Annotated in this window: 11 protein-coding genes; 2 read left to right on the forward strand and 9 right to left on the reverse strand. The window is 33.0% G+C overall.

The features are described 5' to 3' along the window. Nucleotides 1–120: 120 nt before the first annotated feature. From OJ995_RS10565 to OJ995_RS10605, 9 genes are all read right to left on the reverse strand, one after another. Nucleotides 121–2,016 carry an acetate--CoA ligase gene (locus OJ995_RS10565; RefSeq protein ID WP_264369387.1) on the reverse strand — a complete coding sequence of 632 codons (1,896 nt, stop codon included), beginning with the start codon at nt 2,014–2,016 and terminating at the stop codon, nt 121–123. A 124-nt stretch (nt 2,017–2,140) separates the two neighbouring features. Then, a complete protein-coding gene (locus OJ995_RS10570; protein WP_264369388.1) occupies nt 2,141–2,788 on the reverse strand; it encodes a hypothetical protein in 648 nt (215 codons plus the stop codon). Nucleotides 2,789–2,813: 25 nt separating this feature from the next. After that, entirely contained in the window at nt 2,814–3,176 is a 363-nt protein-coding gene (locus OJ995_RS10575; RefSeq protein WP_133606942.1) for a response regulator transcription factor, read from the reverse strand. Beyond that, the gene (locus tag OJ995_RS10580) at nt 3,173–5,875 is read right to left on the reverse strand and encodes an ATP-binding protein (RefSeq protein WP_264369389.1); all 2,703 of its coding nucleotides are present in this window, start codon (nt 5,873–5,875) and stop codon (nt 3,173–3,175) included. The genes OJ995_RS10575 and OJ995_RS10580 overlap by 4 nt, the downstream gene beginning before the upstream one ends. Then, the gene (locus OJ995_RS10585; protein WP_264369390.1) at nt 5,868–6,062 is read right to left on the reverse strand and encodes a hypothetical protein; all 195 of its coding nucleotides are present in this window, start codon (nt 6,060–6,062) and stop codon (nt 5,868–5,870) included. Before OJ995_RS10585 ends, OJ995_RS10580 begins: the two co-directional genes overlap by 8 nt. A 74-nt stretch (nt 6,063–6,136) precedes the next feature. Then, nucleotides 6,137–6,352 carry a DUF6814 family protein gene (locus tag OJ995_RS10590; RefSeq protein WP_264369391.1) on the reverse strand — a complete coding sequence of 72 codons (216 nt, stop codon included), beginning with the start codon at nt 6,350–6,352 and terminating at the stop codon, nt 6,137–6,139. Between the two features lie 12 nt (nt 6,353–6,364). Continuing rightward, a complete protein-coding gene (locus tag OJ995_RS10595) occupies nt 6,365–7,906 on the reverse strand; it encodes an MFS transporter (protein WP_264369392.1) in 1,542 nt (513 codons plus the stop codon). 20 nt (nt 7,907–7,926) lie between these two features. Then, nucleotides 7,927–9,303, reverse strand: coding sequence for a porin (locus tag OJ995_RS10600; protein WP_264369393.1), 1,377 nt, complete (start codon nt 9,301–9,303; stop codon nt 7,927–7,929). A 97-nt stretch (nt 9,304–9,400) separates the two neighbouring features. Continuing rightward, the gene (locus OJ995_RS10605; protein WP_026725866.1) at nt 9,401–9,820 is read right to left on the reverse strand and encodes an IS1/IS1595 family N-terminal zinc-binding domain-containing protein; all 420 of its coding nucleotides are present in this window, start codon (nt 9,818–9,820) and stop codon (nt 9,401–9,403) included. A 231-nt stretch (nt 9,821–10,051) separates the two neighbouring features. On the opposite strand from OJ995_RS10605, the gene OJ995_RS10610 reads away from it, so the two are divergent. Beyond that, complete coding sequence (locus tag OJ995_RS10610; protein ID WP_264369394.1) at nt 10,052–10,657, forward strand: flavin reductase family protein; 606 nt, start codon at nt 10,052–10,054, stop codon at nt 10,655–10,657. Nucleotides 10,658–10,697: 40 nt separating this feature from the next. Then, on the forward strand, nt 10,698–12,992 hold the full coding sequence (locus tag OJ995_RS10615; RefSeq protein ID WP_264369395.1) for an oxidoreductase: 2,295 nt from the start codon (nt 10,698–10,700) through the stop codon (nt 12,990–12,992). Nucleotides 12,993–13,014 lie beyond the last annotated feature (22 nt).

Genomic DNA, 13,014 nt, shown 5'->3' on the forward strand with positions numbered 1-13,014 from the left:
TTTTAGCTTTATTTTAATTGATAATGTAAAGATAACCAATCTGTTTTAAGAATTTTATATTTTCTTGCTAAATAGATATAGTTAAGTGATTAGTAAAAAGAAATTAGTGATTGGTCAAAATTATTTAAAACAACCAATTTTAGCATGTTCTAAAACATCTCTAATTTCATCAATAATTGCTTCATCGTCAATGGTTGATGGAACTTGAAATTGTTCACCGTCTGCAATGCTTCGCATCATTTTACGAAGAATTTTTCCAGAACGTGTTTTGGGTAAACGTTGCACAATAATTACATCACGCAATGAAGCCACCGCTCCAATTTGCTCACGAACTAAATGCACCACTTCATGTTGTAATTGGAAATGTTTAATATCTTCACCAGATTTTGCTACTACTAATGCTAAAGGAATTTGACCTTTTAATTCGTCATTAATTCCAATAACAGCACACTCTGCCACAGAATGATGAGAAGCTACAATTTCTTCCATTTCAGCAGTTGAAAGTCGGTGACCCGCTACATTAATGACATCATCAACTCTTCCTGTGATGTAAATGTAATCGTCATTATCTTTAAATCCGCCATCACCTGAGAAATAATAACCCGGAAACTTGTTTAAATATCCTGCTTTAAAACGTTCGTTGTCTTTCCATAAATCTAATAAAGTTCCTGGCGGTAATGGCAATTTGATAACTACATATCCTTCTTCATTTGGACCTAATTCTTGTCCGTTTTCTCCAAAAATTCTAATGTCATAACCTGTAACCGCTTTTCCTGCTGAGCCTGGTTTTATAGGCAAATACTCCACTCCCATCATATTAGCAATCATTGGCCAACCTGATTCTGTTTGCCACCAATGGTCAATTGCTGGAACTGGAATATGTTCGCGATACCATTCTAAAGTCGCCACATCACAACGTTCACCTGCTAAGAATTGAATTCTCAAACTACTTAAATCGTATTGTTTGATGAACTCTCCATTTGGATCTTCTTTTTTAATAGCGCGAATGGCTGTTGGAGCGGTAAACATGATATTTACTTTATGTTCAGCAATAACACGCCAAAACGTACTCGCATCAGGAGTTCGGATTGGTTTTCCTTCGAAAAGAACCGTAGTATTTCTATTCATTAAAGGTCCGTAAACAATATAACTATGTCCAACTACCCAACCCACATCAGAAGCTGCCCAAAAAACGTCACCTTCTTTTGCATCGTATATATGTTGCATTGAAAATTTAAGTGCTGTAGCATAACCGCCTGTATCTCTGACGATTCCTTTTGGTTTTCCAGTGGTTCCAGAAGTGTATAAAATATATAATGGATGTGTCGAATTTACAGGAATACAAGGCGTTTCTTCTGAACCGTAAACCAATGCATCATAATCAACATCATATTTTTTGAATGGAACTCTTGCTCCTAATTTTCTATTGAAAACCACTACTTTTTCTGGTTTGTGATTGGCTAATTCGATAGCTTCATCTACTAAAGGTTTGTAGGCAATTAATCTATCGATTTCAATTCCTGAGGAAGCGGTAATAATGGCTTTAGGTTCGCAATCATCGATACGAATGGCTAACTCATGTGGTGCGAATCCTCCAAAGACTACCGAGTGCGTTACTCCTATTCGAGCGCAAGCTAACATAGCAAAAGCTGCTTGAGGAATCATTGGCATGTATATTACAGCGGTGTCGCCTTTTTCTAATCCAAGTGATAATAAACCGCCTGCTAGTTTGGCTACTTCGGTTTTAACTTCGTTAAATGTATACTTTTTAACAGTTTGTGTAACGGGTGAATCGTAGATGATAGCTACTTGTTCGCCATAGCCATCTTGAATGTGTTTATCAACTGCAAGGTAGCAAGCGTTTAAATCTCCATCGGCAAACCATAATGGATAACCGTTTTTATCAGTTGATAAAATATTGGAAGGTTGATTATACCATTCTAACTGATTCGCTTGTTCCTTCCAGAATTCTTCAGAAGAAGTTATACTTTTATTATAAATATCGCAATAATTCATTTGTATTATTCAATTTATGTGATTTATTTTCTTTAGTAAATGTAGAAAATAAAATAATGCTAAATGAATTAATCTTGCTAAATAGGTATAGATTGTAAAAGATATTTAATTAATTGTTTTAAAACTAATTTTGAGATGAATTTAAAACTTTTCTGTAATTATATACTCTTTTTATAGAAGCAAATAGTAAGATAATGTTTGTCAAAAAGAAAATTAGTTCTGCATTATGAATATTTTTCCAATTTGTATTAACAACAAGAAAAACCAAAAAACCAGAGAGTATAACAACATTAAAAATCATCATTGAATTATTCGACTTTGCTTGCTCAATTGTGATTTTATCTTTGTTAAGATTTCTATTTAAATTTCTTACCAAATTTTCAAAATTTTCAAATTCTAAATCTGATATATCAATTTTGTTTTTTTCTTGTTTAAGTTCAACATTTCTATAAATTGTTCCTTTAAATGCAGAAAATTTTTTCCATTTCACGTTTTTTGTATGCGAAATATCAATTGTAATTACTTTTAAAATAAAAGGATGAATTGAAATGAAACGATTTTTATAAACTATCAAAATTCTAAACTTATATAAAAGATAGAACAGAACACAAATAAAAATTAAAGATATTATTGCAATAACTATTTTTACAATTAAAATAGCATCACCTGAATATAGGTTTTTATAAAATGAAAAGTAAGTTAGAGTACCGCTACATAGCAACATTATTAAAAACCAAAAGGTTGTAAATATGTTATAAATGCCAATTTTCATTATAATTTTACTCTCAAAATGATTACTAACTCAACAACTCCTCCACTTTCTCTACCACTTTCTTAATCGAAAACGGCTTCGTCATATAAGCATCAGCACCAAGTGCTAAACCTTTTTCAATGTCGCTTTCTTTATTTTTTGCGGATAAAAACATGACTTTGGTGTGTTGTAAATTAGCGTCTTTTCTGATTTGTTCTAAAGTGGCAAAACCGTCTACCATCGGCATCATGATATCCAAAATGATAACATCAGGGAAATTGGTTTTTAAAATATCTAAAGCTTCTTGTCCATCGCGTGCTATGAAAACTTCGTAATTGCTTTTCTTGAAGGTGTATTCAAGTGTCATTACGATATTAGGTTCGTCGTCTACTATTAAAATCTTTTTCATAAATCTGTATTTTCAATATTTTTTATCGGTAAAGTGAATACAATACAAGCGCCTTTTACACTTGGTTCTACCCAAATTCTACCTTTGTGATGTTCTATAATTTGCTTACAAATCGCTAATCCTAATCCGCTACCAACGGGTTTTTTGAAATTCTGATTGGAAGCTTGATAAAATTTGTCAAATATAACGTCAAAATCGTTAGGATTTATACCTTTTCCGTTGTCTTGAACCGAAGTTTCTATAAAATTATCTTTCTTTTTGACTTGAATCGTGATTAAACCATCTGTTTCGGGACAGAATTTTATGGCGTTTGAAAGTAAATTGGTAACCACTTGAATAATTCTATCTTCATCATAAAAAGCCAAAACCGTGTCTTTACTTTCTACATAAACGCTGATATTTCGGTTCTTAATTAACTGTTTTAGAGGTTCAATCGAATGTTCAATCGTGGCAATTAAGTTGTTTTGACTTGGATGAATGGTTTGTTTTCCGGTTTCGAATTTCTCTAAATCCAAAATTTTATCAATCAAACGATTCAATCGGTCGGATTCGGAAATGATATTTTGTAAAAACTGTTTTCGTAATTCTTCTGGAATTTCGTCATCATCGTGCAAAATCTCACTCGCAGCCCGAATAGCGGTAATTGGCGTGCGAAGTTCGTGTGTTACCGTATCTAAAAATTCATCTTTTTGAACATCTTTTCGTACCAACGTTTCATTGGCTTTTTGTAATTCTGAAGTGATTTTTTGGAGTTGGTTCGAAGTTTCCGTCAATTTTTTATTGATGGTGATATTTTCTTTTGATTCTTCTAGAATTTTCAAAACTTCAGGAAGTGTAACTTTTTCTTCCTTAACCACACTCGAAATCAGAATTCGTGCCGAAGCTGTTCCAATGTGACCCGTTAATAAATTCTCGGCAAATTTCACTAATCTCGCATCTGCCAATTCTTGATCTTTATCCACATTGTACTTCACATTGAAGATATTCATGGCGCGTTTGGTACGTTCTTCTCCTAAAAATCGGATTAAGACTTTTTCGATATCACGTGTGTAAGCCGTTCCTTTCCAAACAAAAGCGTTTTCATGATTGGTACTGTATTTATCGATGTCAACGTACATTTCGGCATAATTGCGTTCGCGATAATTTCCTTTAAAACTCACCGAAACCGCGAAATAAGTCAACGTATTGAATAACATACTCCAAAACAAAGCATGTGGTACTGGTTGCAAATAATCCAATCCAAAAAGTTGAAATGGTTTTAAAAGCCCAATTTTCATGAAACCTTCTGATATAAACGAACTTTCATTATTGGTTAACCCGATAGCATAAGGCAACAACAAAGTATAAATACAAATTACAAATCCAATTAAAATTCCATAAATAGCTCCCATTCTTGAACCTCTTCTCCAGAAAATGGCTCCGAAAAATGCTGGCGCTAATTGGGCAATAATGACAAACGAAATCAATCCAATAGAAACTAAACTGTAATCTAATGCGAAGAATCGGTAAATCAAATAAGCGCCGATAATTAATGAAAAGATTCCGATTTTACGGATATTTACAATCTTTTTGTTGTTGATAATTTGCTCCTCGTTTTTTAATTTTCCTAAGAAAGTATACGGAATCAACAAGTTGTTACTCAACATCGTAGACAAACTGATGCTTGAAACTACAATCATAGAAATTGCTGCTGAAAATCCGCCAAGAAAAACTAAAACAGTTAAGGTTTTATTATCGAAAAATTGAGGAATTAAAAGCGAGTAAGTATCAGCATTTACATTTTGACCTTCAAATAAAACATTTCCACCCCAAGCAATTGGGTACACAAAAATATTGAACAACAATAAGTATAATGGAAACAACCAAATCGCGGTTTTAATATGACGTTCTCTGTTATTTTCCACTACCGACATTTGGAATTGTCTAGGCAATAAGAAAATAGCAAAAAGCGAAACCATACTCAAAAAGAACCAGTTTAATCCTTGTTCTAATCCGCCGATGGTATTTTTTTCTTTAAAGTTTTCTAAAAGTGAGGCTTTTGCATAAATATCATCGTATCCATCAAAAACGAAGAAAGTAACGTAAACTCCAACAATTAAAAAGAAGACTAACTTCAGTATACTTTCCAAAGCTACAGCAGTTACAATTCCCTTACGTTTTTCAGAAGCATCTACATAACGTGTTCCATAATAAGAAGCAAATAAGGCTAAAGCGATGGCGACATAAGTCGTGGTGTCATCAAAAATATAAGAACTTGTATTCGTTTTTGTTACAATATGAAATGTTTCTGAGATTGCTTTTAATTGTAAAGCGATGTAAGGAGTAATTCCGGCCAAACAAACGACAGTTACAATGGCTCCTAAAAAACGACTATTACCATAACGAAGGGAAATAAAATCAGCAATACTTGAAATTTTATTCACTCGAGAAATGCGAATGATTTTCTTTAAAATAATAATCCATGCGGGAATTATGATGATAGGTCCAATATATATAGGCAAATATCCTAAACCCGAATTTGCTGCTACTCCAATACTTCCATAGTACGTCCAAGCCGTACAATACACCGCTAATGATAAAGAATAGATATATGAATTATTAGTCCATTTGATGTTTTCTTTTTTCTCAGCCCAATGTGCAATAAAAAAAAGAATACCCAAGTAGCCTAGTAGAATAAGTAAAAGTATCGCACTATTCATAATAACGTTGTACTACAATCCATGACATTAAAACCGAAAATAACCAAGCTGAAAAAATATAAATATAAATGATGGGAAACCCTAAAAAACTTTCGGAACTATCAAATAATAATACTATTGGCAAGTTGAGCGCCAAAAGCAATAGCAATGACAAAACCACTAATTTTTGTTGATGTCTTTTTTTCATTTTTATATCTATTTATAAAACCTAAAAGCCCTTATGTAAAATAAGAGCTTCTAAGTTAAGTATATTTTTTTTAATTAATCTTCATATTCGTCAGTGATTGCATACCAACCAAAAATAGTTAATCCGGTAACAACCATTGGTAAAAGTATAAAGAAAACTATAATTCCAAAAACTAAATCATCTTGTTTTCCTGAAGTTAATTTACCTCCAAAAATTCCAATCGAAAAATAGGCTATTGCAATTGCTAACGCTATCCATACGATTCCTAAATATTTTTTTATTGTGTTCATGATTATTATTTTTTAGTCGTGAAGTGTATTAATTTTTCTATCGATGTAAATCATTCCAATTACGAAACATATCGCTGCTATTCCAATTGGATACCAAAGTCCTTCCAAGTAAAACTCTACATCTCCTGCTTCTTTAGAAGTGGTAACAAAATACGTTGAAATTGCAGGCAGTAATCCTCCAAAGATACCATTTCCTACGTGATATGGCAAAGACATTGAGGTATATCTAATCTTAACAGGGAACATTTCTACAAGGAATGCAGCAATTGGTCCATAAACCATAGTTACAAAAATCACCTGAATAAAAACCATTAATACTAAGAACCATCGGTCGCTATTATTAATCATTTTAGTTACTTTGGTTTCTACTCTGTCTTTTCCTTTGTCATCTAACATTACTTTTCCACTTTCAAAATGGATAGTTTTGATTTCTTCTACAGTAGTCCCATCGGTGTAAGCTTTAGTTGTAGTGTAGATAGAATCCATTTTTGTAGCATCAATTTCTTTTAAAGAAGGAACTACTTTAGTTTTCTCAACAATTTCTGTTTTCAATGCTAAATCTGTTGAAGCATACATGGCTCTATAAATTGGGCGATACGCTAAAATAGCAATCAACATACCACTCATCATAATCACTTTTCTTCCAACTTTATCACTCAACCATCCAAAGAATACGAAAAATGGAGTTCCTAATAAAAGCGCAATACCTAATAGAGTATCTACTTGAGAAGATTCAATACTTTGTACTGTTTTTAAGAAGTTCATGGCATAAAATTGCCCCGTATACCAAACAACTCCTTGCCCCATTGTTGCACCAAATAATGCTAAAAGAACAAATTTTAAATTGAATTTATTTCCAAAACTCTCTTTTAATGGATTTGTTGATGTTTTACCTTCCGATTTTGCTTTTGCGAAAGCTGGAGATTCATGCATGTTTTTACGAATCAAGAACGAAACATATACCATTACAATAGAAACCCAAAACGGTACTCTCCATCCCCACTCATCAAAAGCTTCTTTAGACATTAGCCCTTTAGTAAGTAAGATTACCATCAAAGAGATAAATAAACCTACAGTTGCTGTAGTTTGAATCCAAGAAGTCCAATATCCTTTTTCGTTTTTAGGCGCATGTTCTGCTACATAAGTTGCTGCACCACCATATTCACCTCCAAGCGCTAAACCTTGAAGTAAACGAAGAATTAACACTAAAACAGGTGCTGCGTAGCCAATGGTTTCAAAACTTGGAATACATCCAATTATAAAAGTAGCACCCCCCATTAACATTAAAGTAACCATGAAAGTATACTTTCTTCCAATTAAATCGCCTAATCTACCAAAGAAAAGGGCTCCAAACGGACGAACTACGAAACCAGCAGCAAATGTTGCTAACGTTGACAAGAAGGCAGCTGTTGGATTATCTGAAGGGAAAAATTTAGTAGATAATACTACAGCTAAACTTCCGAAGATGTAGAAATCGTACCACTCAATCATTGTTCCCATAGAGGAAGCCGAAATAACTTTCCAGATTCCTTTTGATGATTTGTTATCGCTCATAATTTAATTTTATTAGTTGTTTATAAATAGATTTGTAATTGTATGATGAATTCTCCTTTATACTTGTCAATTTTATCAACTGCTGTGTAAACAGGTCGTGTTGAATATTGGGTAGTAATTTTTGCATGATGACCGTCTAAGAAAAAGTTAGCACCTAAGTCAAATTGGCTACTTGCTTTTTCTAAAGCATCAAAGTTTTTATAAGTATAAGCTCCAAATGGTTGAATTCTTACTTTTGGTTTCTCACTTTTACTTGGTAATAAAACCCCTGCTTGTGTGTACCAAATATTTCCTGTACCAATCATCGGTTGTAAATTCCCTACTCCTGCCAGAGATGGTGAACCTGAAAATGATGGATCCGCAATACTTTCATTCATAATACCAAGATTTCTTAAATAATTAGGTCCGAAATCATAATTATAGAAAACACTATACGCTGTGATAGCCATTTTTTTCTCTTTAGCTCCAATTGGCATGTCCAAGAAAACATCACCAGCAAATAAGTTGATTGGATGTTCTTCAATTACTCCGTTTACTGAAGTTTGCGTTCCTTTTGGTGCATTATAAAAACCTGCTCCAATATTGAACATTTTTTTAGTTCCTAAATAAGTTCCCACTTTATAAGGTAAAAAGTTAGCTTCTTTATCAAAGAATTGATATTCCACATAACCCGCTTTTGACCATTGAGTAACATTGTTATTATCTACAGCTCTTGCAATGCTTGCATCGGTAACATTTGTTGGTGTTTGATTTGTAGAAAAAGGTTTATTGATACTAAAACGATATTCTAATTTGTTATATTTTCCTTTAGCGAAAATTCCAATTTGTCTTGCAAATTGATCTGAATTTTCAATTAACGGCCAGTTGAAGATTGGTGCATCAACAGTTAAATAATTTAAGGTAGAAGACATTGTCATGCGAGATAATCCCATATAATAATGTAATCCAGCTCCAACAGATAAACTAAAAGGTTTTGATTCTTGTGGTAAAACTACAGCATATTCATTCCACGCATCATGGAAAAATATTCCCGGTTTTTTTCCTGCTCCATATCCACCAGTTCCAGCCGAACCTGAAGCACCTCCATTAATAAAAGTTTGATTATTGATTCCAATGTGAGTCAAAATCATATAACGTGGAGAAATTTGTGCATAAGCTAACAAACGTAAACGACGTAAGCCAGCATCTTCATAAGAAGAAACAGATTCATCTCCAATCATAGAACCTGGATTCAAATCGGTTGAACGAAGCCAAACTTGATTCCATGCAATAAAGCGCATGTATTTGCTTCCTTCTGGATTTAAATTGAATTTTAAACCTCCACCGTAATCAGGTGAACCCTGAGCAGATACAAGCAGAGATAAAAATAATCCTGAAATAGTTAGTAATTTTTTCATAATTAAAATTTGGTTAGTTGGGCATTTCTGCATGACCAAATTCTGAATTTCTGTTAACGAAAAAAATTACGGTATATATTTTTGTAAACTACTATAGTTAATCTTTAAATCGTTCCCATTTAATCAACATGAATTTATCTCCAAGTTCTGTGATTATCATACCAGCACCAGACAATTGATCTTTGTTTTGAAGGAATTCAACCAATTCATTATGCTTAAAAATCTTATATGTTGGATGGTAATTAGGATGTGGTGGTTTCTTGATTTTAAACTCTTTTACCCAATTACTAATAGAAACGTGTGAAACACCAATAATACGTTCAATTTCTCTAAAACTCAATCCTTCTAAATACAATTGTAAAGCCTTAGTTACATAGTAATCATCTATCTTTTTTCCTAATTTATTGACTGTGAAGTAATAATTACATGATTTGCATAAATAGCGCTGTCTATCTTTGATGATACCACTTTTAACGATATTGTCGCTTTGACACTTTGGACAGGATAAAATCTCCATATATATAATTTTTGCATAAATATACTAATTTTGCAAATATACAAAAAATAATATGATAAAAATTTCAATTCATTTTTTTACTTCTTTCAATTTTTAGGTTTTAAAATTATGAATAGTATAAATTAAACTCAAAATCACTACATTTTTAATTTTGTTAAAATGAAAAAAAATGCATTTTTGTTATGAAATAGTATAGTTATTTTATTTAATTTGTAGAAACAACACTAAACCATGCAATTCGATATTACTAATACGGAATCTTCCGCTTTATATAAACTATTAACAGGAACTGTAATTCCTAGACCAATAGGTTGGATTTCAACAATTGATGCCAATGGAATTAATAACCTTGCTCCTTTTTCCTTTTTTAATGTAGTAAGCGAAGATCCGCCACACGTTATGTTTTCAACTGTTCGAACTGGAAATAAAAACAAAGACACCTTAAATAATATATTAGATAACAAACAATTCGTTGTCAATTTAGTTACGGAAGAAGTTGTAGAACAAATGAATACCACTTCTCAAAGTGTTGCTTCTGATATCGATGAATTCGAATTAGCAGGTGTCACTCCAATTAATGCTGTTTACATCAAACCAAAACGTGTCAAAGAAAGCTTAGTCCATTTTGAATGTGAAATGGTACATCATTATTTTATAGAAAATCATCAAAATGGCGGCGCTTGTATTATTATTGGTAAAATAATCACCATGCATATTGACGACTCTATTTTAATGGAAAATCATAGAATTAACTTAGACAAATACAAACCAGTTGCGCGTTTAGCAGGTTCAAATTATAGTAAATTAGGAGAAATTTTTTCAATCAAAAGACAATAACTAATTATCAATTATTCATTGTTAATTATCAATTAAAAACATGAAAATAACAGTTATAGGTGGTGGTCCAGGCGGACTTTACTTTTCGATATTAACCAAAAAAGCAATGCCACATTGCCAAATCGATATTTACGAGCGCAATAAACCCGACGATAGTTTTGGTTTTGGTGTAGTATTCTCCGACGAAACCTTAGGTGAATTCCTAAAACGTGACATGCAATCATATGAATTAATTCGTAGCAAATTTGCGTATTGGGACGATATTATTGTAGCTCGTGATGGCGAATCAGTTAATATTGCTGGAAATGGATTTTGTGGTTGTTCAAGAAAAACATTGTTACAATTATTACAACAACGCTGTATTGAAGAAGGCGTAAATCTGCATTTCGAACAAAATGTTGAAGATTTGTCGCAATTCGCAGATTCTGATATAATTCTAGCAACTGATGGAATTGCAAGTACTATTCGAACAAAATACCAAAAAGAATTCGGAACTAAAATCGAATTAAAGAAAAACAGATTCGTTTGGTTAGGTTCAACAAAACCGCTGGATGCATTTACCTATTTCTTCAGAAGTACACCTCACGGAACAATAGTTGCTCACTCCTATCAATATGAAGAAGGCATGAGTACTTGGATTTTCGAGTGTTCAGATGAAACTTGGCAAAAACACGGTTTTGAAGTCACAAATGAAGAAGACACGATGACTAAAATCGCGGAAATCTTTAAAGAAGAATTAGATGGTCATCCGCTAATCTCAAACAAATCACATTGGCGTCAATTTCCGCATGTAACGAATGAAAATTGGTATCATAACAATATTGTTTTATTAGGCGATGCGAAAGCTACAGCCCACTACTCTATTGGTTCAGGAACAAAATTAGCAATGGATTGTGCTATCGGATTATCAGATGCCGTAATTGCTAACCCAAACAATGTGCAAGCCGCTTTTGAACAATACGACAAGTCAAGAAGAAATACAGTAGAAATGATTCAATATGCAGCAATCGTTTCTTTAGATTGGTTCGAAAATATGGATCGTCACATGCAACATCCCTTCCAACAATTTGCGTTTGGATGTATGACACGTTCGAAAAAAGTAACGTATGAAAACTTACGTTTAAGAGATAGTTCGTTTACAGATAAAGTTTTAGAAGAATTCAATGACAATTGCAATGTCAATATCAAAAATCAATCAGTAGCTTTTTCAAAATTCAAATTAAGAGAATTAGAACTCCCAAACCGCATCGTTATGGCGCCAATGGGACAATATTCCGCTACAGACGGATTGGTTTCTGATTGGCATTTGGTACATTACGGAAGTCGCGCAACTGGTGGCGTTGGATTAATCATTACCGAAATGACTGCCATTTCCGAAACCGGAAGAATTACAGAAGGTTGTGCAGGAATTTACAATGCAGAACAATTGAACCAATGGAAAAAAATTACCGATTTCATTCATAACAATACTTCTACTAAAATCGGAATTCAATTAGGACATTCGGGACGTAAAGGTGCTACTAAAAAACCATGGGAAGGCAACGGACCAATGGAAACACCTTGGAATTTAATTTCGGCTTCTCCTATTCCATTCAATGAAAATTTTGCTACTCCAAAGGAAATGACTTTGGAAGATATGACAGCGATTAATGCACAATTCGTACAAGCAACAAAAAATGCAGACGAAGCTGGATTTGATATGATAGAATTACAAGCCCATCACGGCTTTTTATTAGCTTCTTTCTTATCACCATTAACCAATATTCGTACAGATGAATTTGGTGGAAGCATCGAAAATCGTTTGAAATATCCAATAGAAGTATTTAAAGCAATTCGTGAAGTATTCCCAACTGAAAAACCAATTTCAGTGAGAATTTCAGCAACAGATTGGGCAGAAAATGGAATTTCAGAACAAGAAGTAATTGCAATCACAACTGCTTTTAAAAATGCTGGAGCTGACATCATCAATGTTTCAACAGGAAATACGGTCTCAGGTCAAAAACCATTAACGGGAAGAATGTGGCAGACACCTTTTTCAGATGCCGTTCGAAATACTGTTCATATCCCAACCATTACCACTGGATATATTCAAGATATCGACCAAATCAATACAATAATTCTTAACGGAAGAGCTGATTTAGTCGCTTTAGGAAGACCTTTATTGTTAGATGCTAATTTCGTTAGAAACGCACAAGCTTACGAACAATTTCAAGCGAATGATATCCCAAATCCATATAAAATGGGAATTTCGCATCTGTATCCGCTAAAAGCTTCGGAAAGAAAACATGTGGAAGGAATGAAAAAAGCATTAAAACCGAAAAGTAATAAGAAGTAAATAATTACGAATTAGAAATTAC

Origin of the sequence: Flavobacterium lacisediminis (assembly GCF_025909975.1) — a bacterium.
Taxonomy (GTDB): domain Bacteria; phylum Bacteroidota; class Bacteroidia; order Flavobacteriales; family Flavobacteriaceae; genus Flavobacterium; species Flavobacterium lacisediminis.